General features: G+C 62.7%; 24 protein-coding genes and 4 pseudogenes. 14 read left to right on the top strand and 14 right to left on the bottom strand.

Annotated elements, in window-relative coordinates:
* Positions 1-135, top strand: a pseudogene (locus C7411_RS24055) (IS5/IS1182 family transposase); the annotation flags it as partial.
* Between the two features lie 611 nt (positions 136-746).
* On the opposite strand, the pseudogene C7411_RS24050 reads toward C7411_RS24055, so the two are convergent.
* A pseudogene (locus C7411_RS24050) lies at positions 747-1,086 on the bottom strand (H-NS family nucleoid-associated regulatory protein).
* A gap of 498 nt (positions 1,087-1,584) precedes the next feature.
* On the opposite strand from C7411_RS24050, the gene C7411_RS24045 reads away from it, so the two are divergent.
* Positions 1,585-2,190 carry an H-NS histone family protein gene (locus C7411_RS24045; protein ID WP_110386543.1) on the top strand — a complete coding sequence of 202 codons (606 nt, stop codon included), beginning with the start codon at positions 1,585-1,587 and terminating at the stop codon, positions 2,188-2,190.
* Positions 2,191-2,360: 170 nt separating this feature from the next.
* On the top strand, positions 2,361-2,705 hold the full coding sequence (locus tag C7411_RS24040) for a hypothetical protein (protein ID WP_110386542.1): 345 nt from the start codon (positions 2,361-2,363) through the stop codon (positions 2,703-2,705).
* A 64-nt stretch (positions 2,706-2,769) separates the two neighbouring features.
* Here the strand turns inward: C7411_RS24040 and C7411_RS24035 are convergent, their stop codons facing one another.
* Both C7411_RS24035 and C7411_RS24030 read right to left on the bottom strand, forming a co-directional pair.
* The gene (locus C7411_RS24035) at positions 2,770-2,961 is read right to left on the bottom strand and encodes a hypothetical protein (RefSeq protein ID WP_110386541.1); all 192 of its coding nucleotides are present in this window, start codon (positions 2,959-2,961) and stop codon (positions 2,770-2,772) included.
* Between the two features lie 378 nt (positions 2,962-3,339).
* Entirely contained in the window at positions 3,340-3,888 is a 549-nt protein-coding gene (locus C7411_RS24030) for a hypothetical protein (RefSeq protein ID WP_243413312.1), read from the bottom strand.
* Here C7411_RS24030 and C7411_RS38780 point away from each other — a divergent pair.
* From C7411_RS38780 to C7411_RS38375, 3 genes are all read left to right on the top strand, one after another.
* On the top strand, positions 3,838-4,536 hold the full coding sequence (locus C7411_RS38780) for an HU family DNA-binding protein (RefSeq protein ID WP_309147587.1): 699 nt from the start codon (positions 3,838-3,840) through the stop codon (positions 4,534-4,536). The two genes, C7411_RS24030 and C7411_RS38780, sit on opposite strands and share 51 nt — an antisense overlap.
* A complete protein-coding gene (locus C7411_RS24020) occupies positions 4,533-5,714 on the top strand; it encodes a PDDEXK nuclease domain-containing protein (protein WP_110386539.1) in 1,182 nt (393 codons plus the stop codon). The genes C7411_RS38780 and C7411_RS24020 overlap by 4 nt, the downstream gene beginning before the upstream one ends.
* 557 nt (positions 5,715-6,271) lie before the next feature.
* Positions 6,272-6,457, top strand: coding sequence for a hypothetical protein (locus tag C7411_RS38375; protein WP_243413316.1), 186 nt, complete (start codon positions 6,272-6,274; stop codon positions 6,455-6,457).
* A gap of 138 nt (positions 6,458-6,595) precedes the next feature.
* On the opposite strand, the pseudogene C7411_RS38365 reads toward C7411_RS38375, so the two are convergent.
* A pseudogene (locus C7411_RS38365) lies at positions 6,596-6,768 on the bottom strand (Crp/Fnr family transcriptional regulator); the annotation flags it as partial.
* Positions 6,769-7,120: 352 nt separating this feature from the next.
* Between C7411_RS38365 and C7411_RS24005 the strand changes: the two are divergent.
* On the top strand, positions 7,121-8,980 hold the full coding sequence (locus C7411_RS24005) for a putative bifunctional diguanylate cyclase/phosphodiesterase (protein ID WP_110386538.1): 1,860 nt from the start codon (positions 7,121-7,123) through the stop codon (positions 8,978-8,980).
* 203 nt (positions 8,981-9,183) lie between these two features.
* Here the strand turns inward: C7411_RS24005 and C7411_RS24000 are convergent.
* The 3 genes and pseudogenes from C7411_RS24000 to C7411_RS23990 form a co-directional block, all read right to left on the bottom strand.
* Positions 9,184-9,270: pseudogene (locus C7411_RS24000) on the bottom strand (IS5/IS1182 family transposase); the annotation flags it as partial.
* Positions 9,271-9,322: 52 nt separating this feature from the next.
* The gene (locus C7411_RS23995; RefSeq protein ID WP_110386537.1) at positions 9,323-9,715 is read right to left on the bottom strand and encodes a cupin domain-containing protein; all 393 of its coding nucleotides are present in this window, start codon (positions 9,713-9,715) and stop codon (positions 9,323-9,325) included.
* A 2-nt stretch (positions 9,716-9,717) separates the two neighbouring features.
* Positions 9,718-10,308, bottom strand: a complete 591-nt coding sequence (locus C7411_RS23990; RefSeq protein WP_110386536.1) for a LysE family translocator — start codon at positions 10,306-10,308, stop codon at positions 9,718-9,720.
* A 101-nt stretch (positions 10,309-10,409) separates the two neighbouring features.
* Here C7411_RS23990 and C7411_RS23985 point away from each other — a divergent pair, with 101 nt between their 5' ends.
* Entirely contained in the window at positions 10,410-11,300 is an 891-nt protein-coding gene (locus C7411_RS23985) for a LysR substrate-binding domain-containing protein (protein ID WP_110386556.1), read from the top strand.
* A gap of 27 nt (positions 11,301-11,327) precedes the next feature.
* Here the strand turns inward: C7411_RS23985 and C7411_RS23980 are convergent, their stop codons facing one another.
* Entirely contained in the window at positions 11,328-12,218 is an 891-nt protein-coding gene (locus tag C7411_RS23980) for a LysR family transcriptional regulator (RefSeq protein ID WP_110386535.1), read from the bottom strand.
* Positions 12,219-12,351: 133 nt separating this feature from the next.
* On the opposite strand from C7411_RS23980, the gene C7411_RS23975 reads away from it, so the two are divergent.
* Positions 12,352-13,092 (top strand): SDR family NAD(P)-dependent oxidoreductase, encoded by a 741-nt coding sequence (locus C7411_RS23975; RefSeq protein WP_110386534.1) that lies wholly within the window; start codon positions 12,352-12,354, stop codon positions 13,090-13,092.
* 65 nt (positions 13,093-13,157) lie between these two features.
* Positions 13,158-13,751, top strand: coding sequence for an NADPH-dependent F420 reductase (locus tag C7411_RS23970; RefSeq protein ID WP_110386533.1), 594 nt, complete (start codon positions 13,158-13,160; stop codon positions 13,749-13,751).
* Positions 13,752-13,850: 99 nt separating this feature from the next.
* On the opposite strand, the gene C7411_RS23965 is transcribed toward C7411_RS23970, so the two are convergent.
* From C7411_RS23965 to C7411_RS23955, 3 genes are all read right to left on the bottom strand, one after another.
* Entirely contained in the window at positions 13,851-14,348 is a 498-nt protein-coding gene (locus C7411_RS23965; protein ID WP_110386532.1) for a hypothetical protein, read from the bottom strand.
* A 99-nt stretch (positions 14,349-14,447) separates the two neighbouring features.
* Positions 14,448-15,707: a LysR family transcriptional regulator gene (locus C7411_RS23960; protein WP_110386531.1), complete on the bottom strand. Its 1,260-nt coding sequence runs from the start codon at positions 15,705-15,707 to the stop codon at positions 14,448-14,450.
* Entirely contained in the window at positions 15,704-15,961 is a 258-nt protein-coding gene (locus tag C7411_RS23955; protein ID WP_243413311.1) for a hypothetical protein, read from the bottom strand. Before C7411_RS23955 ends, C7411_RS23960 begins: the two co-directional genes overlap by 4 nt.
* A gap of 172 nt (positions 15,962-16,133) precedes the next feature.
* On the opposite strand from C7411_RS23955, the gene C7411_RS23950 reads away from it, so the two are divergent.
* Complete coding sequence (locus tag C7411_RS23950) at positions 16,134-17,255, top strand: NAD(P)/FAD-dependent oxidoreductase (RefSeq protein ID WP_110386530.1); 1,122 nt, start codon at positions 16,134-16,136, stop codon at positions 17,253-17,255.
* A 69-nt stretch (positions 17,256-17,324) separates the two neighbouring features.
* On the top strand, positions 17,325-17,618 hold the full coding sequence (locus C7411_RS23945; RefSeq protein ID WP_042259226.1) for an antibiotic biosynthesis monooxygenase family protein: 294 nt from the start codon (positions 17,325-17,327) through the stop codon (positions 17,616-17,618).
* 24 nt (positions 17,619-17,642) lie between these two features.
* Here the strand turns inward: C7411_RS23945 and C7411_RS23940 are convergent, their stop codons facing one another.
* Together C7411_RS23940 and C7411_RS23935 are read right to left on the bottom strand one after the other, a co-directional pair.
* The gene (locus C7411_RS23940; RefSeq protein ID WP_110386529.1) at positions 17,643-18,776 is read right to left on the bottom strand and encodes a CmpA/NrtA family ABC transporter substrate-binding protein; all 1,134 of its coding nucleotides are present in this window, start codon (positions 18,774-18,776) and stop codon (positions 17,643-17,645) included.
* 20 nt (positions 18,777-18,796) lie between these two features.
* Complete coding sequence (locus tag C7411_RS23935) at positions 18,797-19,381, bottom strand: ANTAR domain-containing response regulator (RefSeq protein ID WP_110386528.1); 585 nt, start codon at positions 19,379-19,381, stop codon at positions 18,797-18,799.
* 409 nt (positions 19,382-19,790) lie between these two features.
* On the opposite strand from C7411_RS23935, the gene C7411_RS23930 reads away from it, so the two are divergent.
* Positions 19,791-21,557, top strand: a complete 1,767-nt coding sequence (locus C7411_RS23930) for a SulP family inorganic anion transporter (RefSeq protein WP_110386527.1) — start codon at positions 19,791-19,793, stop codon at positions 21,555-21,557.
* A 55-nt stretch (positions 21,558-21,612) separates the two neighbouring features.
* Here the strand turns inward: C7411_RS23930 and C7411_RS23925 are convergent, their stop codons facing one another.
* Entirely contained in the window at positions 21,613-22,632 is a 1,020-nt protein-coding gene (locus tag C7411_RS23925) for an alcohol dehydrogenase (protein ID WP_110386526.1), read from the bottom strand.
* Positions 22,633-23,003: 371 nt separating this feature from the next.
* Here C7411_RS23925 and C7411_RS23920 point away from each other — a divergent pair, with 371 nt between their 5' ends.
* Entirely contained in the window at positions 23,004-23,888 is an 885-nt protein-coding gene (locus C7411_RS23920) for a dienelactone hydrolase family protein (protein WP_373682638.1), read from the top strand.
* The last annotated feature ends 32 nt before the right edge of the window (positions 23,889-23,920 follow it).

Genomic DNA, 23,920 nt, shown 5'->3' with positions numbered 1-23,920 from the left:
GAGCGTACTCATGCCTGGTTTGCTGGTTTCGGCAAACTGCGCATCCGTTTCGAGCGTCGTCTCGACATTCATCTCGCTTTGCTCTCCCTTGCCGCTGCCGTTATCTGTTCGCGCTTCGTTGATGACTTGTGTTAGCGGCTCTAAAGAGGCAAGCGAAGACACACAACGAGTGATATATGATCGTCATGGCGCGACTCACTTGAATGGCTGCGAATATTGCAACGGAATCGCCTATAGCGTACGAGAAAGGATGCCTCGGAGTCTCTCACGCAATCCGAAGCACGCGGGCACGCGGTTCCACGTCCGGAAAATGGTCGGAAGATCGCACTTGGTCCAGTCAACGATGCGATTGCAATTCTATGCCGGAGCATGAGTACCGATTTGTTTACAGTAAGTGCGTTGGATGATGTGACAATAAGTTTGAGGAGGGAGACGTGTGGGACCGGGACGCGTAGAAGACGCATTGCGATTGGCAACGTGGATTTACGGGATGTTCTGCCGACGCGGCGCAAGTCAGTGAGGGAACTGCTGGACGCGACTGTTGGCATGCGCGTCATTTTGAAAACGCGTTCACTCTCAGTGCGCCTGCCTTTCAGTTATTGGCCTAACCGCGTGCGCGGTGCGTAGTCTTTCACGCTATCACGGAAGTTGTGTTCGTGATCGGCCGGGAATTAAATCTCATGAACGTTCGACTCTCTGTAGCGAGGAAAGTGATCCCTGGAATCGGAGTCTGGTTGGCGCCGCCCTTAAGCGGCACTAATGTCCTCCGTTCTGATTGTGGCCAGTCGGGTGCCAGCAAAGGGGTCATTGCGCCAGTCGGCGCCGGTGTTTTTGTCTGGATCCCGATTCGACGCACCGTCAATTGCAAAATGTTCAAGTGACTGCCCAGCGCTGATCGCCTGAACCACCCATTGTGGCGGGGCGCCTTTGCCGTCCCAGGTGTTTCCGGAAGCGTCGCGGAAACGCACTGCCCAAACGCTCCTGATCGGCTGCAATTGACGTCGCAACGTCTTCCGGTTTGATTCCAAATTCGGCCATCCTTCGCCTCAGATAGGCGACTATGCTTTCACGCTTTCTCTCATCCATCAGTATTCTCCGCGCAACAATTTGCCCTTGGGCAACTGATTGCAATTCGTGTGCTGCCAGGATGCCGTGCGACCCAAAGCTGGCCCTTGTTGCAGCATTGAAGAGGGCAGGGTGTGTTTTGAACGTCGTCTTGCTGTGAGCGGCACACGGACGGTGGCCCCTTTCGGGGGCGGTGTGAATGCAGTATAAATCAACCCGTAAGCGATGCCAGGTTTGCTGGCACGCGTTAAGTCATCTTTTTACCGGCGACTTATTGTGCAGAACGAACAGGAGCGTCCACGCGACGCGACGATGCGTGAGTACATGTCTGGAAAATAGAGAAATGAACCTTTTGCTTACCGTGCATTCAATTTGCACGGGCGCGCCGATAAAGTCATAATCACGACCGCGACGATGGTGTCAATTCTGACGGGCAGACCGAACTTCGAAGTGCCTGGGAACCAAACCAGGGAAGTGCCAGGATCGCACGAACGGTGAACCCCACAGGGAGGGATAGATATGGTTACCTTCGACGCAATCCACTCGAAAATTGCAAAACTCCAGAAGCAGGCCGTGGCGATTGCCGAAAAGCAGTCGTCGGTGGGCCTGACCAAAATCCGTGAACTGATGCACAAGCACGGACTGACTGTCGCTGACATCGAAGGCTTTGTCGCCAAACGGCGCGGTCGTAAGCCTGCGGCGACGCAGACGAAGGCGGCAGCAAAAGCTCCGCGCACGGTCGTGCATCACGTTGCGCCGAAATACGCGGATCCGAAAACGGGCGCGACGTGGTCGGGCCGGGGACTCGCGCCGCTCTGGATTCGCGACGTCAAGGATCGCTCGAAATTCCTGATTGAAGCTGGTGCAACGACGAAGGGCGCTGGCGCAAAGGCGGCGCCTGCGAAGAAGGCTGCGGCGAAGCGTGTCGTGGCCAAAAAGGCGGCGAAGACGACAGTAGCCACGAAAAAGGCTGGCCGGGCGGCAGCCGCTCCGGCAAAGGGGGGGCGTGGACGCAAGGCCGCAGCACCTGCGAAAAAAGTTTCGGCGCCGCGCAAGGTCGCAGCCAGAAAGGTAACGGCCACAGTTGACTCTGCTGCTACCACGCCCGAAGTCGGAGCAGCGTAACGGGTAGCGGTCAATCCGGTTGTGGCTGGCGCAGCGACATGCTGGCCACATTCCATTCGCGGCTCGCTACGACTGATCACGCAGGTCCCTTCGCGCGTCGCCTTACGTGAGAGCGGCGCGACGTTTGTCCATGAGAAAGCGCGGGCACAGATCCGCCGGTCTTAAGCCCCATGCCCTACCGTTTCGAGCTTGTGTCTCTCGCGTTGCCAGCGGACTGTCCTCCGGAGTCGGTTCCTCCGGCGGTCGGCCGGCTGATCTTGCTCGCGTGGCCGGGCATGAGCCGCGCACAACTCCTGGACCGTGCCCGTCGGCTCGATATGCGTGCATCGCTGCGGGTGCAGCCCGGTATCGAAGCTGATGGGCTGACGCAGTTCAGGCTGGCGCTCAGCTTTGCGGATGAGAGCTTCGAACTGACCGTCCATGTACGGCGTGTGCGTCGCCGACGCAGGGGCGCACGACGCCAGAAACCTTCACTGCCTCCGGCGCGCGATATCAGGCAGCAGAACCTCTTCTGAGTTTTCTTGCGCCGCGCGACAACGCCGGTCGTCAGGCAGGTGTCACCTCAGGATAAGCAATCCGCTAGAGAATCCTGAGATTGCGAATCTTTCCAATGGTCGGCGAGCGTTCGACGATCAGGTTCGCGATGAACTCCGGCAACAGCGCGCGCGGCACATTTGCGGGAATACTGGTCACGAGTTGCGACGGCACCTGAACGATGAATTCTTCCGGCGCAGAAGCCAGGCTATGTTCGTATGCGACGCGAATTTCCATTATTGTGTTCGTTCGGGGGACGTGGTTGCCAGCAGCGCATTGTCCGAGCTCGGGGCGGGGCGGGGGCGTGGACGCGGTGTAGCGCGGGATATTTTTGACTTCGTTGCGCTGGGCGTTGCTGAATGGCCTGTGTTGTGAGCGCTTGCGCGCTTTCGCGGGTTATAACAGGGCTTGCCAATCGCGGTCCCTGTTCATTCGCGGCGTACGCACTGCGATTTGGTCTCCATCTATGGGGGCTGGTTACCATCGGGCTGGCGAGAACAAACCGTATGACATTTGCTCGCAGTTTTCTTACACCCCCATGTCTTCCATTGCCTGCGAGCTTTAACGCACGTCGCGGTGATTGATAGGCGATACCGACACGGGAAACATGATGAGCTACCGTGCGACCTGAAGGTGGCTGTCGTCGGTGCGGGTATCTTGCGCGGCCAGATTAACAAGTTTTCCAAGATGGTCACTCGCTCGGACAACGATTTCCATCCGCGTCACGCAGAGCTGGCGATCGTACTCATTGATCACGGGGGTGAGGCCTTCGATCAACGAATCAGGTACATTCCACACTCCGCTGCTATCTGCCTCGGCGAGCACTTCCCCGAGGCCACGCTCGACACATTCAATCTCTCCGATATCGAGCTTCCCGTGCCCCGCCCGGGTGATGAAGCCCGCGATGATGACGACCTGCGAGACGAGATTGATCAATGGGCGGTCCGCTTCACCATTGCGCAGGCGCTCAAGTGCGATCCGTGCACGCAGTGCGAGATCCGCGGCTTCGTTGCGGGGCATGGGGAGAAAGAGCGACTTTGCGTGCGATCCGGCCGTCGGCCGACGCATTGAGCGGGAGTTCTTCTTGTTGGGCATGTCCGGCAGCTGGTTGATGTGGATTTGACACGCCATATTGGGATCACACTTGCCGGCATCAAGTGCCACTACCAGGTTTTACCTTTGGCGACGCGCGCCCGGGTTTTCACGCTCTGCGCTGGCCGTTGCGGCTCTTCTCGCGACTCCTGCTGCTCCTCGATCTTCCGCCGCTACATTCAATGCATTTATGCAACTAATCGTCATAGCGCTGTGCCTGCAACCTGCGCCTCACGGCGGCAGGAGCGACCGGCAACGAGGGATTGGGTACAGACGGTGGCTGATGCGCGTGGAATACACGCTCGGGGCGTCGACCGGGCAGAATGGCTGGATCGGGTTGGCGAAAGAAAGGGCGCACTCGAGTGCCTGTACGCCCTGGATTTGCCAGCATGCGGCACGTGCGGTAGGGTGCCAGGTTTCGCATCCTGGATAGGAGTGGCCGTGAGCAGGCAGGAACGGATTGATACGGTAGTGGCTGGTACCAGCGGGAGCAAGACCGCCACGTCCGACCGGGTGAACGCCGTGCCCGGGATCATTGTGCAGGCACTTGCCGATAGAGGTTCCGTGCAACCGGTCGGTTTCGGCTCATTTTCTGTGGGGCGCTGCGCGGCCCGCGCCGGCTGCAGTTCATCTACCGGCGCGGTAATCTACGTCCCCGCGACGAAGACGATGAAATTCACTGCTGGCAGGGCGCTCAGGGAGGCAGTGAGCGCACCATGACGAAGCCCGTGATCCTGCCTGGCGACTACGCTGGGCTTCATGATGGCGTGGTCAGGGTGGTCGAGTCCGCGCGACAGGCCGCCGCACGCAACGTCAATGCGGTCATGACCGCTGCCTACTGGGAGATCGGGCGGCGCATCGTCGGCAGCGAGCAGGGCGGCAGGGCCCGTGCCGGCTATGGGCAGGCGCTCATCGCACACCTCGCGGACGACCTGACGCGCCGCTTTGGCCGCGGGTTCGGGCGGGCCAACCTGGCGAGCATGCGCGCGTTCTATCTCGCCTGGCCTGAGAATGAGATTTTCCAGACACTGTCTGGAAAATCGGAGGCCCCAAACCTCCAGACACCGTCTGGAAAATTGCCCTCGGCAGGCGGCGCCGTCACCGCGGGTGCAACCACGCCCGACTACCTGTCGCTGGCCAGCCGTTTCACGCTTCCATGGTCTGCCTATGTGCGGCTGCTTTCCGTGAAGACGGAAGCCGCCCGGACCTTTTATGAGACGGAGGCGTTGCGGCAGGGCTGGTCGGTACGTCAGCTCGACCGTCAGATCGGCAGCCAGCTCTATGAACGACTGGCACTCTCGCGCAACAAGGCGGCCCTCCTCAGCAAGGCCGGCGATGCGCAGCCGGGTGACGTTGTGACGCCCGAAGAGGCGATCCGTGACCCGTTCGTGCTCGAGTTCCTGGATATCCGGGACGAGTACTCGGAGTCGGATCTTGAAGCGGCGCTGATCCAGCACCTTGCGGACTTCCTCCTGGAGCTCGGCGATGATTTCGCCTTCCTTGGCCGTCAGCGTCGCCTGCGGATCGACGACACGTGGTTTCGCGTCGATCTGGTGTTCTTCCACCGCGGACTGAAGTGTCTTGTGATCATCGACCTGAAGTTCGGCCGCTTCAGCTATGCGGATGCCGGGCAGATGCATCTGTATCTCAACTACGCGCGGGAGCACTGGATGAAGCCAGGTGAGAACCCGCCAGTCGGGCTGATACTGTGTGCCGAGAAAGGAGCGGCCGAAGCGCACTATGCGCTCGACAACCTGCCGAACAAGATCCTGGCAGCCGAGTACCGAACAGTGTTGCCGGACGAGACGCTGATAGCGGAAGAGCTCGAACGCACCCGCGTTGCGCTGGAAGAGCGCAAGCAATCCGCTCGTTTTGACGAGGGAGCGCCGGAATCCTGATAGCGGTAGTTACGACCCCAGCAAATCAGTCTCCCTTAAAGGCCTGGGTCGCTTCGCCTCAGTCAGGTATGTATTCGTCAACTGCATCGCGATGCCCCGATAATACATTCGCGACCGGCGCCTTTCCGGGATCTGGCTGAGGAATTCGCCGTACTGATTATATCCATGTGTGGCGTTCGACCTGTTATGAGCATTCATCTAGCCGGCCTCCTCGTCGGCGGGGGGCAAGGTCACTTTCGGAACGCGATCTGGTTATCTTGCCACGTTGGCATCTCTCGAGGCGTAGCAGGCCTAAGCGAGGGTATCGGAGAGTATAGGCAATTCGGTACCGACAGGTCATCGGCCATTGCCGTCATTGGAGCGTGCTGCCTTCTATCCTGGCAATACGGTGGAATGCTGACGGTGCCGGCTTCGAGCTGCCGGACGACAGTTCCCTGCATCAGCGAACTCATACTCCCGATCCACAGCGGACCTCCCACTCGTCCGATCGCAGCCACTGGATGCGCTCGTTGCCGACGAGGCGATAATAGGCATGGACCGTAGTAACCGGGGGTACCATGCATTTCGAGACTGCTGGGAGAAAGATTTGGAACCTCGAGGATATTGCCGTCGGGGCCGCGCGCAGCGCCTCGGTGATACGAGCCAGCACGCCAGGCGATTCGGGTAGCAGCGTGGTATCGCCCGCGTTGAACAGGATCTTCGCGTTGATGCCGATCTCCACCGCGCTGGCGGCACGATCGTGATCTCGCCGCGCTGGAGCAGCGTTTCGAGTGCGTTCGTGGGTCGCGCCGAACGTATTTCGGAATCCATATGTTTTGCGAGCTGAATCGCATAGAGTGCGAGGAGTAGCGCCATCAGTGTAGTGATCAAGTCCGCATAGGAAATGAGCCAACGGCCAGCGTGGCCATTACGACTTTCTTGTCGTCGCAGCGGGCAGAAATTCGACCTTGCCCTCGGCGATCACGAAGATCAATCGTTCGCCTGCAAAGCCTTCCGAATAAATGATCGCGGCCGGCGCCGCCGTACGTGACCATGACTGCGATCCAGGTTCTATCCCCGCAAATCGATTCCGTCGCACGAATTAGTCTGACTAGTTGATGCGTATGCGAAGTGAGTGCTACGTGCAGCGTTTACGGCATTTCACAGGACGTTCTTGAATCAGATTGCATAGACGGCACGTATGGAAAGCGTGGCGAAAGCTTCTGGCATGAGAATGTGCGTCGTAATGTCATTCGTGTCTTGCAGAGGCAAACGGTTGCGTTTGCGAGAAGTGCGAAAAAAAAGGGCGCCGAATTGCATCCACATGGTGAATCATATAGGGCGGCATGCGCTTTGACCGCGAAGAGACGGCAGGAAGATGTTGAGCGATACCCAAATGATTTCGGACCATCGCGGCGCTTGATGCCATGCAGGTGTGCATCGACGACGAGTGGGTTGTCGCCCCGGCGAACCGCGAACGCACATTGATCGAGACCCGGCTGCTGCCGGTGTTCGATGCAGGAGGGACGGTTGCGGGTGTGCTTGGTGTGGCACGGGACATCACCGAGCGGCGCCGTTTTGAGGAAAGGCTCGCCCGCCGGGAGCACGAGTTTAGAACGCTCGTCGAAAACTCGCCTGATACGGTGGCTCGCTACGGAAAGGACTGCCGGCGCATCTACGTCAATCCGACTTTTGCATCGCTCTCTGTCGGCGGTGCAGACGCGTTGCTCGGCAAAGCGCCGAGTGAGTTCCCTGGTGGTCCGGACACCGTTCTCTACGAGAAGCACATCGCGGACGTATTCGCGACGGCGAGCGACAGGGAGTTTGAGCTGAGTTGGCAGGCGAACGATGGCAGGCGACTGTGTCACCTGATCAGGCTGACACCAGAGCTCGGTGCGAACGGCACAGTGGAAACGGTCCTCGCCGTGGGACGGGATATCTCGGAGCTGCAGGCGTCGAGAGTAAAAATCCATCGCCTGGCGTACTTCGATGCGCTTACAGCGCTGCCGAACCGCGTCCTGTTTAACGAACATTTGCGCCAGGCAATCTCAGTTAGTTTGCCCGATCACGTTACAGCCGTCGTGATGATCGATCTGGACCGCTTCAAGGGCGTCAACGATACGATGGGTCACGCGGTTGGAGACGAACTGTTATGCGAGGCGGCGCGTCGTTTGCTCGCCTGCGTCCGTCCCGGCGATACCGTCGCCCGCTTTGGCGGCGATGAATTCGCTGTTCTGATTCCCGAGGTATCAGCGCGTGACGTCCTCGAGCAGATCTCCGCGACGATCATTGATCGCCTCGACGAGCCATTCCTGCTCGGCGCAAGGGAAGTGTTCGTTTCATGCAGTGTCGGAATTGCGCTCTATCCTGATGACAGCACGGATGCGAAAGATTTGCTCAGATATGCAGACTCTGCCATGTATCTCGCGAAACGCTCCGGACGGCGCGGGTATCGTTTTTACACGAAAGAACTGACGATCGAAGCGACTGCGCGTCTCTCACTCGAATCGGAACTGCGTCGCGCGATCGACCAGGGCGAGCTTGAGCTGTACTATCAACCACAGATTTTGCTCCGCAGTGCAGAGGTAATCGGATCGGAAGCGTTGCTGAGATGGAATCACCCCGGAGTCGGTTTCATTCGCCCTGCGCAGTTCGTACCGCTTGCGGAGGAAACCGGCCTCATTGTCGATATCGGGCGATGGGTACTTCGCGAGGCATGCCGTGCCGCCACCGAATGGAATAGCGCCAGTGACAAGTCCCACAAGGTGTCGATCAATCTCTCGGTCAGGCAATTCCAGGCTCGTGATCTCGCGGTAACGATAGCGGAGATCCTTGATGAAACCGGCTGCAGACCCGAGTGGCTGGAGTTTGAAATTACCGAAAGCCTGCTGCTGGAGGAAGACGACTCTGTCATGACTTCGCTTCTGGCATTCTCAAGCATGGGGATATCGATTGCGATTGATGACTTCGGCACCGGCTATTCGGCTCTCAGCTATCTGACCCGATTCCCGATTGACACGCTCAAGATCGATCGTACGTTTGTGCAGCAGGTCACGACTGATCGCCGGCATGCCGAGCTTGTAAAGGCGATACTTTCGATCGCACGCTGTCTTGGACAGCGTGTCGTCGCCGAGGGCGTCGAGACGACAGAGCAAGCTGCGTTTCTCGAGGCTCATGGTTGTGAGGTTGCACAGGGATTCCTCTACAGCAAGCCACTGCCGAAATCTGCCATGCCCTCGCTTCCTCGTCGTCTCCACCCGAACGCGACCAACGAGGGCAAACCGTGAGAGCGGAGTGCGGATTCGCGAGCATCTACATCTTTATGCTGGTCGTGCGGGCGATGGAGCCAGCCGCGCCCCGCCTGGTCGCCGAAAATGCGGACGGGTGTCGTTCGCATACCGGCGTTTGAAGCTTCTCGAAAGCGTTCAGCCTTCACGGGTGTCGGCGATTTACTCGCCCACTCATTCACCCATGTAAGCCGCGCGCACCTTCGGCCGCCTTTGGGCGACGGAGTGAACACCGGAATCAACGGCTCAAGTGCCGCCCATAGCTCGTTACTGATTTTTCGTCTGGCCATGCCCCCAGGATATGGCCTTCATGGCTTCATGTCCAGGTTGTGTTAGCCACTCTTAGTGTGCCTTGCCTAACTGCTCTTCGATCGTCCTCGTCAATGGCGATTCCACGCGCCCCGTATGCATTGTCTGCACGGGTTCGATCAGCACGATCCAGCATTCGTCGTCTGCGACCGGATTGTGCAGCGTGCCGCGCGGCACGACGTGCATCGAGCCCGCCGGCAGATCGACGACGCGTCCGCCTTCGTACTCGATCTTCAGATGGCCGCGCACGACGAAGAACAGTTCGTCTTCGTGCTCATGGTCGTGCCAGACGAGCTGTCCGCGCACTTTCGCGACCTTCACGTACTGATCGTTGACCTGGGCGACAACTTTTGGCGACCAGTAATCGGACACGTCGGCGAACGCGGCTTCGAGGTCGAACGATTCGGCAAACGGATGACGAGGCATCGTTATCTCCATGCTGGAATGACGGATGCGGCAAGCAGCACGCCCATCGCGAGATTGAGAATGCGCCAGTGGCGCGGCGTGCGAAAGAGCCGGGCGAGCAGCACGCCGAGCGCGCACCACAGCGCGAGCGAGACGCACGCGGCCACGCCGAACGCGGCGCCGAGCAGCAGCGCGAGTCGGTTCGGACTGCTTGCGAGCAGCGCGAACGACGCCGCCGCGCCGACCGTCATCGCCCAGCTTTTCGGGTTGAGCCAGAGCAGCAGAAAACCGTTGACGAGCGTGATGGGGCGCGCGGGGCCGTTGCCTGCGTTCGGCGGTCCGCTGCGCGCGATGCGCCAGGCGAGCCATAGCAGATAGGCGGAGCCGACTGCCTTGACTGCCGTCTGCAGCGACGGCAGCGCGAGCAGCAGACCACCCAGCCCGAGCCCGGCGACGGCGGCGAGCAGGGCCAGGCCTGTGGCGATGCCGAGCATCAGCGGAATCGAGCGCGCGAAGCCGAAGCGCGCGCCCGATGCGGTGGCGAGCGTGGTTGCTCCACCGGGCGTCACCGTCGCAATGACGACAAACAGAAGAAGCGGCAGGATCGAAGTCATCGTTGCAGATCCGGGAGAATGAAACCTGCACTGTACGGAACGCCGACGCATCATCAAAGGCAATAATTCTGATGCAATCCATTACGCGGCATAATGCGTCGATGAGCCGAAACCTCGACCTCGATCTGATCCGCACCTTCGTTGCCGTCGCCGATAGCGGCAGCATGACGGCCGCCGCGAATCTGCTGCACATGACGCAAGGCGCCGTGAGCCAGCAGGTGAAGCGTCTCGAAGACGTGCTGGATTGCCTGCTGTTCGTGCGCAAGGCGCGCAAGCTGGAGCTGTCGCGCCATGGCGAGCCATTTCTCGTGAAGGCGCGCCAGTTGCTGCAGCTGAACGACGAAATCTGGGCCGACATGACCGGTCGATCGCTGCGCGGCAGCCTGCGCGTGGGCGTGCCGTACGATCTCGTGACACCGCTCGCGCCTGCGATGAAGACGTTCGCCGATGCGCATCCGCAAGTGGAGATTTCGCTTGTGTGCGCGGCGTCGCCGGAGTTGAGCGAAGCGGTGCATAGCGGGCGCGTGGACGTGTCGCTCGTCGAATACGTCGCGAGCGAAGCCGAAGGGGAGCTCGTCCGCACCGAGCCGTTGGTGTGGGTCAAGGGGCGCGGCAGCGATGCCTGGCAGAAGCGGCCGTTGCCGCTTTCGATGGTGGACGAGCGATGTGCCTTCCGGCCGGTCGTGCTCGGCGCGCTCGCGGACGAGGGTATTGCGTGGCGCACAGTATTCGAGAGCGGCAACATCGAGGCGACCGCCGCGACGGTGCGTGCGGGCCTCGCGATCACGACCTGGCTCGCCTCCACGGTGCCGGCCGACCTGGAGACGCTCACGCCTGAAGCAACTGGCTTGCCCGCGCTGCCTGCGTTCGCGATCTGCCTGCGATTGCCCGCGACGGTTCAGCCCGCTGCGCAGGAGTTCGCCCGCCACGTGCGCGAATCGATGTCGAACGACGCAGGCACACGACGCGTGCAGCTTGCGAATATTGCGTGACGCATTGCGTGAGAAGCCGCCGCGTTTCTACAAGCGCTGCGGCAGCGCAGCCGCGAAGAAGTCGGTGATCCGGCGCACGCGCGCAGGCACGAAACGACGCCTTGGCCAGACGATGCTGATATCACGCGCGTCCCGAATGAAGTCGTCCAGCACGGTGACGATGTCGGGATGCCTGAGTTCGTCGGTGAGCGAGAGCTTCGCGAAGAGGCCGATTCCCACACCCGCGAGCACGGCCGACCGGATTGTCTCCACGCTATTCGACGACAGGTTGCCTTGCACCGGTACGCTGAACCGGCCGTGCGGCCCGTGAAACGGCCAGTTCGCCGATTCCATCAGACCGCCGTAGACGAGGCAATTGTGCCTGGCGAGTTCCGCAGGATCCTTCGGTATGCCGTGTTGCTCGAAATAGCGGCGCGATCCCACGCAGACCAGCGGCGTGCTGGCGATTTGCCTCACGACCGAATCCGGATCGTTGACGGTGCCCACGCGAATCGCAAGATCGATTCGATCCTCCACCATGTCGCGGACGAAATCCGACAACACGAGATCGACCCGAAGACCAGGATGGCGCGACAGGAGTTCGGGAATCAGCGGAAGAATGTGCAGCCGCCCGAAAGTCGAGGCGGCGGCGATGCGCACGAGGCCCGAAACGTCGAGCGTGCTGTTGCTCAGTTCGTTGTCGGCTACCTCGATCTCGTCCAGCAACGGCTTGGTGCGCTCGTAGTACTTCCGCCCCTGATCCGTCAGGGTCACGCTGCGTGTGCTTCGGTTCAATAGCAGCACGCCCAGGCGCTTTTCCAGCGCGCCGACCGCCTTGCTGATGACGGACTGTGAATCGCCGGTTCGACGCGCCGCGGCGGAAAAGCCGCCCGCTTCGACAACGGCGATGAAAGCGTTCAATTCGTGAAACCGATCCATTGCATGTCTCTCGTGAGACCTATTCCCCTGGAGAATAGATCTCATGATAACTCCGCTAATTATCATTCGTTGGGGCGGCAATTACGATGTCGGCAATGTTCACCTAATGTTCACCCACAGGCAGAAGACTCCAATGTCCACTCTCACAGGCAAGGTTGCCGTCATTAGCGGCGCAACGACAGGTATCGGTTTGGCGATCGCCCAGCGGTTCGTCGCCGAAGGCGCTCACGTTTTTATCTTCGGCCGTCGGCGAGGCCAGCTCGACGAGGCCGTCAAGCTGATCGGACGCAACGTCACTGCGATCCAGGCCGACGCCGCGAATCTCGACGACCTCGACCGCGTCGCCGCGGCAGTCAGGGACGAAAAGGGTGTTGTCGACATCATCGTGTCGAACGCGGGCTTTACCGAGCAGGCTTCGATCGACACCATCACGCCGGAGCATTTCGACAAGGCATTCAACCTGATGGCGCGCGGTCCTGTCTTTCTGGTGCAGAAGCTGCTGCCGATGATGACAGGGGGTGGATCGATCATCCTGGTTTCTTCGGCCATGCACGTCATGGGCATCCCCGGGCACACCGCCTACGCGGCGACCAAGGCCGCGTTGCGCTCCTATGCGCGCACGTGGGCTGCCGAATTCAAGGATCGCGGCATTCGCGTCAACATGCTCAGCCCCGGCGTCACCGATACGCCGATTCTCGATAGCCAGTCGGCGGCACGCGAGGATCTGGTGAGCATGTACCAGAGCATGGTCCCGCTCGGCCGTCTCGCCCGGGCCGAGGAGATGGCCAGCGCAGCACTCTTTCTCGCCTCCGAACAGAGTTCGTACATGACTGGCGCGGATTTGATGAATGACGGCGGCATCGGCCAGGTCTGAGGCCCCGGGCACACCGTCCATCAAAGTGATTTTTCTGTTATTCAGGAAACCGAATGGAGAATTCAATGAGCTATGCAATCATCGGGCTTGGCAGGATCGGCACGGCCATCGCGCAGGCATTCGCCGATCAGGGCATCGAGGTAGCCGTGGCAGGCAGGCGGCCGGTCGACGCGCTTGCTGCGCGGATTGGGCCGTCGCTGGTCCCGCAGCGGATCGAGGATGCGATCGAGGCCGACGTTGTCATCCTGGCTGTCCCCTTCGGCGCTCACGAAGACGTCGCACGAGCCGCCGAAAGCTGGCAGGGGAAGATCGTGATCGACGCAATGAACGCGTATGGCGTGCCTGTCAAGGAGCTGGACGGGTTGCCTTCGAGCGCTGCCGTTGCAAAGGCGTTTCCGGGCGCGAAGCTGGTGAAGGCCTTCAACCACCTGCCCGCAGCCACACTGGCACAGGGGCCAACGACGCCGCACGGCGGCCGGCGCGTCGTGTTCGTCGCCAGCGACGACGAGCCGGCTAGCGCCTCGGTGGCGGCCCTCGTTGACCGGCTTGGGTTTGCGCCGGTCGACCTCGGGAAGATCGGCGAGGGCGGTCTTCTCGTCCAGGCACGCGGCAATACGTGGGCCCAGCTTGTTTTCCAGGATCTGGTCAAGTTCGATTGACCGGCCGCGCGCTAACCCGCTTCCGGCGCGTGCGCTTTCATAACGGGCATGGCGTTGCTTGTGGACGGACGCTATCCGTTCGCCATGCGGGGCCATGGCTCACTGTACAGGTTCCGGCTGTGCCCGAAGCTTGTCCCTGATTGCAGTCAGGCAGTTCGTGAACTGGGTGCGAAGCCCCACGGAGTTGCCGCTCGGTGCGGCAAGGCTGTCGGTCGTCACAGTCCATCCGTCAGGCGTACGCGAAACATCGAGTTCGAAGTACTCGGCCGATTCGCTATCGAGGACCACCGACTCGCGAAAACTGCCCTTCGGCGCGCGAATGACCGCCTCGCAGCCCTGCTGGAGCCGGGCGGGCGCATGAGCGGACAATCCGGGTGAGCCGTCGCGAAAGGGGACCGCGCCGTACATGCGGAACGCCTCGAACTGCGCTGGCATTGCGGCCGTGACAAACTGGATGTCCGAATCCGAGACGTCATTTCCGCATCCCGCCAGGATGGCGACAAAGGCTGCGAGCGTGATGCGGGCGCAATGACTCCGGAAAGTGATTTGGTGGCCGCCGGCTCCCCGTAGTCTCGGCGCAAACGTTAGCGTTCTCATCTCCAAACGGGCCTGCCTCGATGTAAGAGTCAGTATTACGGCGTGCGTTATGCATATATTTATCGAGGTTAACCCTGGGGCGCGTCGGGTCCGCTACGCTCACCCCGCGCGCCGCCCCTCCACCACACGCGTTGCGGGCGCAACATCCGTCACCGCGAGCCGGATCGCGTCGATCAGCGCGCGTGCCGCCGGCGAAGGCGAGCCCTGCGCGCGCAGCGTAAGCCCGATATCGCGGCGCGTGTGCTGCAGCGGCACGTCGAGAATCACCAGTTGCCCCGATTCGATTTCGTAGTGCAACTGCTGCGCCGAGAGTGCCGTGATCATGTCCGTGCCGAGCAGTAGCCCGCGAATCACGGCGGGATCGTCGGATTCGACCGTGGGCAGCGGCGGCTTGAGCTTCACGCGGCGGAACTGCGCTTCGAGCAGCCCGCGCGAGGGCGAATGCGTGCGCGAAAGAATCCACTGTGCATCACGCAGATCGTTCAGCGTGAGGCCGCGATTCTTCGCGAGCGGATGATCGCGCCGCGCGAGCACGACCATGTCCTCCGACATCAATCGTTCGTTGCCGAGGCCGCTTGCCGCATCGTTTTCGCACAGCGCGCCGAGCACGAGGTCCACGTCGCCGGCGCGCAGGCCCGCCGCGAGCAGTTCATACGCGCTTTCGTCGGTCACCACGCGCACGCCCGGATGCTGTGCGCAAAGGCGCGCGATGGCGGCCGGCAGGATCAGCGTGCGGCCCAATGGCAGTGCGCCTACCGTCACCGCGCCCTGGATATTGCCGTGCAGCGCTGCGATATCGTCGGGCACGTGACGCAGCTCGTTGAGTGCGCGCCGCACGTGCAGCAGGAAGGTCTCGCCCTCGGCGGTCAGCAGCACGCCGCGCGGCCCTCGATGGAAGAGCGTGACACCCGAACCGCTTTCGAGCACGCGCATGGCGCTGCTCACGGCGGGCTGGCTGATGCCGAATGCATGAGCCGTGCTCGGCATATGGCGGTGCCGCGCCAGGGTGACGAATAGCTGCAGCCGCCGCGTGTTGAGCAGATACGCAGGCAGTGTGCCTTCACTCAACGCGCGTCGGCGCGCCTGGCGCGCGGCGCACCACTGCGCGAGCGCTTCCAGTTCGCCGAAAATGCGCGCGCAGCGCTCGAGCACCACGCGGCCCACGGCGGTGGGCTGCATGCCCGACGGTTTGCGCTCGAAGAGCGGCGCGCCCAGCGCCGTCTCCAGTTCCTGCACCGAGCGCGTGACGGCCGACTGCGCGCGATACAGGGCCGAAGCGGCGCGCGTGGCGCTGCCCGTGTCGGCAACGAGGCGAAAAGCGCGCAGATGCGCAAGGTTCAGGAGTTCGGGCTGGCTCACGGCTCGATCATGTCGTTTTGGGTGGGATACGCGCCATGTCTCATGCGGCGACTGTGGCGCGCATACGAGCGCATCATGAACTGGCGCTGCTGCGCGGCCTTGTCGAACGCCACCGTGCCCGGCGAGACGAATGAAACCTTGTCGCCGCGACCGGGCGCTGCGCTCACCGCGAGATTGTGCGCCGCTTCCACAATCAATGCGTGGAAGCGGCCGTTCATCGCGGCGTAGCGCGTTTGCGTTTCGCTGTCGGGCACGCCGGCGGCGAAAATCGCGCCGCCTTCGCGCCTGGGGGCCGCTCTTCCAGGGGTACGAACCGGTGGTTCGAGCGGCTTTTTTTCATGCTGCGCATCCTTTCACGAACCGCGGACGAATTGGGCAAAATAGCGCCGGTCGAAACAGCACTCGCGTGACGAGGAAGGAAGTTTCATGACGGATACGGTGGATTGCGCCGTGATCGGCGCGGGCGTGGTCGGTCTCGCGGTGGCGCGCGCGTGCGCGCAGCAGGGCTGGGAAACCGTCCTCGTCGAGGCGGAAAACGCCGTTGGCACGGGCACCAGCTCGCGCAACAGCGAAGTGGTACACGCGGGCATCTACTACCCGCAAGGTTCGCTCAAGGCTCGGCTGTGTGTGCAAGGCAAGCACAAGCTTTACGCGTATTGCGAAGAGAAGGGCGTGGCGTTCAGCCGTTGCGGCAAGTTCATCGTTGCGACGCACGAAGGGCAACTCGACGCGCTGCGCGCGATTCGCGCGGCGGCCGCCGCCAATGGCGTGGACGACCTGCGCTGGCTCGACCGCGGCGAGGCGCGCGCAAGGGAAGCCGCGCTCAATTGCGTGGCGGCGCTCGAATCGCCCTCCACGGGCATCGTCGACAGCCATGGTTTGATGCTCGCGCTGCGGGGCGACTTCGAGGCGGCGGGCGGCATGCTCGCGTTTTGTTCGCCGGTCACAGGCGGCGCGGCGAGGCCGGGCCAGCCGACGCTCCTCGAGGTGGGCGGCGACGAGCCGATGGAATTACTCGCCACGCGCGTGGTGAACAGCGCCGGCCTTTACGCGCAGCAGGTCGCGGCTTGCATCGAAGGCGTGCCGTCGCAATCGATCCCGCCGGGACGCTACGCGAAGGGCAATTACTACTCGCTTGCGGGCGCGGCGCCGTTTTCGCGGCTCATCTATCCGGTGCCGGAGGAAGGGGGCCTGGGTGTGCACCTGACGATCGACCTCGGCGGCCAGGCGCGTTTCGGTCCCGACGTGGAGTGGATCGATACGATCGACTACACCGTGGACCCGGGCCGCGCGGCGAAATTCTATGATGCGATTCGCACCTACTGGCCCGCGCTGCCTGACGGCGCGCTGCAACCGGGTTATGCTGGCATTCGCCCGAAGCTGGCGGATGGGACGCACAGCGGCAAGCATGGCGGCGACTTCGTGATCCAGGACGCGCGCGAGCACGGCGTGAGCGGGCTCGTGAACCTCTACGGCATCGAGTCGCCGGGGCTGACGGCTTCGCTCGCCATTGCGGACGAAGTGATCGAACGGCTGAACACACACTGACTGCAGTTGCGAACCAACGCGAATCCACGCGAATCAACGCGAATCAACGCGAATCACAAGGAGAACAGGATGGTCTACGAGATGGCGCACATCACGGTGAGCGCAGGCAAGAACGCCGAATTCGAGGCAGGCGTCGCGCAGGCGCTGCCGCTTTTTCACCGCGCGCGCGGCTGCCGCAGCGTGGAGCTGCAGCGCGGCGTGGAAGAGCCGAACCAGTATGTGCTCGTCGTGCAGTGGGATACCGTCGAGGATCACATGGTGCACTTTCGCGAGTCGGATGACTTTCAGGAGTGGCGCCGCCTCGTCGGCCCATACTTCGAGAAGCCGCCTGTCGTGGGGCACACACAGGTCGTCGTGAAGTAAGCGGCTGAGCGCGGCCAGCCGCGCTTACGCCTTGATGCCGAACCCCTCCACATACCCCACCACGTCTTCTCCGTCCCAAACGCGTCCGTCGACGAACGGCGCGGTGGCCTTCCCGGTGGCCGTCCCTTCCGGCAGCGCAATTCCCATCGCCGCCGCCGCTTGCCCGTACAGCGCCGTCTGGTTCAAGCCGCGTGCGATCGCGCGATAGTCGCTTCGGCGCGCGAGCATGCCCCAGCGTTCGAACTGCGTCAGAAACCACACGCCTTCGGATTCTTGCGGATAATTCACGCGGCCTTCCTCGAAGAACTTCATGCCCGGCGTGCGTGATGTTGGGTCCGCTTCGAGCCGCGCCGCGATCAGCGCGGCGTCCACATCCAGCATCTCCGGGCGAGCGAGCCACTGCGCAATTTCCCGCCGGTTGCCCTCGCCGTCCAGCCAGCGGCACGCTTCGAGCATCGTCTGCACGAGCGCGCGCGCCGTGTTCGGATGGCTTTGCACGAAATCGCGCCGGCAGGCGAGCACCTTCTCGGGATGATCCGGCCAGATCGCGCCGCTCGCGATGACCGTGCGTCCCACGCCGCGCTGCTGCGCGAGCCCTGGCCACGGCTCGCCCACGCACAGGCCATCGAGGCGATCTTCGGCGAGCGCGGCCACCATCTGCGGCGGCGGTATCACCACGCTTTCGATGTCGCGCAGCGGATGCACGCCTTGCGAAGCGAGCCAGTAGTACAGCCACATCGCGTGCGTGCCGGTGGGGAAGGTCTGCGCGAACACGGGCTTGCGCTCGAGCGTCGCGAGCGCTCGCGGCAGCGAGCCGTGTTCGGCGAGCGCATCCGCCAGACGGTTCGAGAGCGAAATGGCCTGCCCGTTGCGGTTGAGCACCATCAGCACGGCCATGTCGGTTTGCGGGCCGCCCAGACCGAGCTGCACGCCATATACGAGCCCGTAAAGCGAGTGCGCTGCGTCGAGTTCGCCCGACAGCAGCTTGTCGCGCAGTGCGGCCCACGAGGGCTGGCGCGAGAGTTCGAGCGTGAGGCCGTGCGCGTGGCCGAACTCCAGCAGCTTCGCGGCGGCGAGCGGTGCGGCGTCGGCGAGCGGCACGAAGCCGATCTTCAGATGGGTTTTCTCGGGCGCGGCGAGAGGGGTGGTGGCGTTCATAGGCGGCGCTTCGCTCCTGCTCAGTCGGGTCGTTCCTGCGCTTGCGCGAGCGCGACGATCTGGCGGGCGAGCTCGGCGAGCTTCACGCTCTGGTTCATCGCGCGCTTGCGCAGCGCCGCGTAGGCGGCGGGCTCGGTCAGCTTCTGTTGCTCCATCAGGATGCGCTTCGCGCGGTCGATCAGCTTGCGCTCGGCCAGTTCGTTTTCGGCCTGCGTGAGACGCTCGCGCAACTGCGCTTCCTGCGCGAAGCGCGCGAGCGCGACTTCGAGGATCGGCGCGAGGCGCTCGCTCGCGAGCCCTTCCACGAGATAGGCGGTCACACCCGCATTCACCGCCGAGCGGATGAGCTGCTGGTTGGCGTCGTGGCTGAACATCAGCACCGGGCGCGGCGCGGTGGCGTTCATCACCGCGAGCTGTTCGAGCGTGTCGCGCGAGGGCGACTCGGTATCGATGATGATGACGTCGGGCCGCTCGCGCTCGACGACGCGATGCAGCCCCTGCGGCGTCGCGGGCTCGGCGAGCATGTCGTAGCCGAGCTTGGCTAACGCGTCGCGCAGGTCGCCGATAGGCTTGTCGGTGTCGGTTACGAGCAGTACGCGCAGCATGGGGACTCGGTGGTCGTCGGCATGATGTCTTCGACGGTTAATCGGTGCATGACGCGCCATCGCTGGGCGCGCATGGGGTTAAGCAAGGTGAGTGCCAGTTTGTCCGCCGGCCGCAAAGCCATGCCGGTTGGAGTTTGGAGCGCGCCGCGCAGAAACGGGGCGCGCAATGCGTTGTGCACCGCAGCAGTGCGGGATGCGGCACGGCGCACCCAGTTGGCGCAGCTGTTGCGGGCGATGACCAAAAGCGTGCCGGCGGGCGGCGTGAATCTGCGCGCTCGGGATTCGGGAGTCGGGACAGTCGAACGCGGCTTTTGTGACGCGCGTATTTCACCTATGCTTTTTAGCGCACGCCGTCGGCTCCACGATTCCCAGCGCCAGCATTCCCACGACAATTAACCGGCCAATGGAAATGGAAAGACCTGCCTCCCCCCACGCACAGCCCGCCAGTGCAACTGCAAGCCGGCCCTGGCTGCGCTGGCTGCCCGGCGTCACGTTGTTCAAGACTTATCAGCGCGCCTGGCTGCTCAACGATCTCGCCGCGGGGCTGGTGCTGACCACCATGCTCGTGCCGGTCGGCATTGCCTACGCGGCGGCGTCCGGCGTGCCCGGCGTCTACGGCCTCTATGCCACGATCGTTCCGCTGCTGGCTTATGCCATTTTCGGGCCCAGCCGCATCCTCGTGCTCGGCCCCGACTCCGCGCTTGCCGCGCCCATACTCGCCGTGGTGGTGCAGGTAGCGGGCGGCGATCCCGTCCGCGCCATCGGCGTGGCGAGCATGATGGCGATCGTTTCCGGGCTCGTCTGCGTCGTCATGGGGCTGTTGCGCCTCGGCTTCATCACGGAGTTGCTGTCCAAGCCCATTCGATACGGCTACATGAACGGCATTGCGCTCGCCGTGCTCATCAGCCAGTTGCCGAAGCTGTTCGCCATCTCCGTCGACGAGCAGGGGCCGATGCGGGACCTGCTCAGCCTCGTTCAGGCCGTGGCGCGCGGCGAGGCCAACTGGTACAGCTTCGCCGTGGGCGCGGGAAGCCTCGTGCTGATCCTGGTGCTCAAGCGCTTCGACAAGGTGCCCGGCATCCTGATCGCCGTGATCGTGGCCACGCTCTCGGTCAGGCTCTTCCATCTCGACAGCATGGGCGTAAAAGTGCTCGGCACGATTCCCCAGGGCTTGCCCGGACTCTCGCTGCCGTGGGTCGCCAACGCGGACCTGGTCAAGATCGTCCTCGGCGGCGCGGCCGTCGCGTTGATCGCCTTCGCCGATACCAGCGTGCTCTCGCGCACCTATGCGGCGCGCTTTCATGCGCGCGTCGATCCGAACCAGGAGATGGTGGGCCTTGGCGTGGCGAACTTCGCGGCCGGCTTGTTCCAGGGCTTTCCGATCAGCAGCAGCGCATCGCGCACGCCGGTTGCCGAAGCCGCGGGCGCCCGCACGCAGCTAACCGGCGTAGTGGGCGCGCTCGCGGTGGCGGCGCTGCTCATGGTCGCGCCCAATCTGTTGCGCTATTTGCCCAGTAGCGCGCTCGCCGCCGTGGTGATCGCCGCGGCGCTCGGACTGTTCGAAATCGCCGATCTCAAACGCATCTACCGCATTCAGCAGTGGGAGTTCTGGCTGTCGATCGGTTGCTTCGCGGCCGTCGCGGTTTTCGGTGCGATTCCGGGCATTGGCCTCGCCGTCCTGATCGCCGTGATCGAATTTCTCTGGGACGGCTGGCGGCCCCATTTCGCGGTGCTCGGCCGCGTGGAGGGGTTGCGCGGCTATCACGACATCGAGCGCTACCCCGACGCCGTGCGCACACCGGGACTCGTGCTGTTTCGTTGGGACGCGCCGTTGTTCTTCGCGAATGCCGATCTGTTTCAGCAGCGGCTGATGGAAGCGGTGGAAGCGTCGCCCACGACGGTGCGCCGGGTCGTGGTGGCGGCGGAGCCGGTGACGAGCGTGGACGTCACGTCCGCCGACATGCTGCGCGAACTGACCCATGCGCTGCGCGAGCGCGGCATCGCGCTGCATTTCGCGGAGATGAAGGACCCGGTGCGCGACAAGCTCAAGCGTTTCGATTTGCTCGAGGACATCGGCCCGGACCGCTTCGATCCGACCGTGAGCAGTGCTGTCGATCGCTATGTCGACGAGACCGGCCTCGCGCAGGACGAGGCCGGGCCGCAAACGGGACGGTAGCGAAAAGCCGCTGCGGTGCCGGTTCTCGCGGCACCGCACCTCGCCTCGATGCCCGTCAGGCGCCGGGCTTGAGCACCACGCGAAAGCGCGCTTTGCCGCTCATCATCCGCTCATAGGCTTCTGCGGCGCGCGACAGCGGATATTCCTCGATCATGGGCTTCACGCCCGAGAGTGCGCTGAATGCCAGGGTTTCCTGAGAATCGGCGGCAGTGCCCGAGGGCCAGCCCTGCACCGAGTGGCGGCCCATGATGAACTGCGTGATCGGCACTTCCACGGGCTCCTGCGAGACGCCGACCATGATCAGCTTGCCGTTCAGGCCAAGGCCGCCAAGCGCGGCGCTCATGGCTTTGCCGCTCGTGGCCGTGGCGAGGATCGCGCGCGCGCCGCCCAGCGCGAGCAGGGCTTGCGCGACGTCCTGCGAGGCGCTGTCGATGTAATGATGCGCGCCGAGCTGTTTCGCGAGCGGCGCCTTGTCCTGGCCGCGCGCGATGGCGACGGTGACGAAGCCCATTTTGCGCGCGTACTGCACGCCGAGATGGCCGAGACCGCCAATGCCGAGAATCGCCACGACATCGCCCGCGTGTGCGCCGCTGTGGCGCAGCGCGTTGAAGGTGGTGATGCCGGCGCACAGGAGCGGCGCGGCGTCGACGTCGGAGAGGTCGTCGGGCATGCGTGCGAGCGCTTCCTGCGGCGCCACCATGTAATCGGCATAGCCGCCGTCGTAGCTGATGCCGGGAATCTGCCCGTTCTTGCAGAGCACGAAGTCGCCGTGGCGGCAGTGTTCGCAATGGCCGCAATGGCCGCCATGCCAGCCTACGCCGATGCGCTGCCCGACCTTCCATTCGTCGACGCGCGCGCCAAGCTTTTCGATCACGCCTGCGATCTCGTGGCCGGGCACGCGGGGAAACTGCAGGCCGGGCCACTGGCCTTCTTTCGTGAGCGAATCGCTGTGGCAGATCCCGCAGGCCTGCACCTTGACGAGGACGTGTCCCTCGGGCGGCTCGGGAATATCGCGCTCGACCAGTTCGAGAGGGGCGCCCGGTTTTGCTACCTGCACTACGTGCATCTTTGGCATCGTCTGCTCCTGGGAAAGTGGGGGTTTGTGGCGGTGATGTCGCGGCGACGTGTAACGTGTAGCTACCGTGACATTGTAGGACGATGGTGCGGGCGCTTCGTGTTGCGCGGCGCGTTGGGTTCTGGTTTGAAAAGCGACTGGCTTGAACGGCCGTAGCGCCCGGCACCGCGGAGTTTCGTCTGTCGCCTGGCGATACCGGAACGACCGACCTCTCCACATCTTCCTATACTGGACTTCGTGAGTCGTCGCGTGAACCAGCACCGAAGAAGAGAGACGCCATGTCGAAAGCAAACATAAGTCAGCTCATCCGGATCGCCTTGATCTGCATCTGCAGTTGCCTTGCGACCGCCGGACACGCACAGGTAACGCGAATGGAGGTCATCCCGATTCCGTCCGTGACACTTACTGACCAGGAATTTCTGAGTGGCCGCGAGGATGGCAAACCTGTCACGGTAGCAGGCGAGCTGCGGATTCCCCGAAGCGGCACCGACCGGCTTCCTCTTGTCATCATGCTGCATTCGTCTGGCGGGGTCGGCAGCAGCGTCACGGACTGGGAGGAGTACTTTCTTTCTCTCGGTGTCGCGACCTTTGTGATCGACAGTTTCTCGGGTCGAGGTATCGTCAGCACGATCAACGACCAATCGCAACTCGGCCGCCTGGCACAGACTGAAGATGCCTATCGGGCGATGGCGGCGCTTTCGAAGCATCCGGGAATCGACCCGAACAGGATAGTGCTGATGGGCTTCTCGCGTGGAGGGCAGAACGCGCTTTATGCGAGCCTGAGCCGGTTCCAGAGGATGCACGCCCAACCCGGTACGCAGTTCGCAGCGTTCATCGCGTTTTATCCTGACTGTACTTACACGTATCTCGAAGATGAGAATGTTGTTTCCAGGCCGGTTCGCATTTTCCAGGGGACTGCAGACAATTACAATCCCGTTGCTCCATGCCGTGCTTATGTCGAACGTCTGAAAACAAAAGTCAATGATGTCCAGTTGACTGAGTACGCCGGCGCCGGCCACTTCTTCGACGCGCGAGCGCTCAAGCAGCCTCAGCAGTTATCGCAGGCGCAGACGACACGAAACTGCCTCGCTGTTGAAGTTGAAAGCGGGCTGGTCGTCAACGCCAGAACGAGGCAACCGTTTAGTTACAGCGATCCGTGTGTCGAGCGCGGGGCGACCATCGCGTACGACGAGAACGCGGCGGCCAAGGCCAGGCAAGCCGTCGGCGAGATTGTCAGGGCCGTGCTGAAACCATAGGGCCTGTTCACATTCATATCGGGCTTGCGCTG

The sequence above is a fragment of the Paraburkholderia silvatlantica genome, assembly GCF_003096715.1.
In the GTDB taxonomy this organism is placed as follows: Bacteria; Pseudomonadota; Gammaproteobacteria; order Burkholderiales; family Burkholderiaceae; genus Paraburkholderia; species Paraburkholderia silvatlantica.
This window is presented reverse-complemented; position numbering and strand designations above follow the sequence as displayed.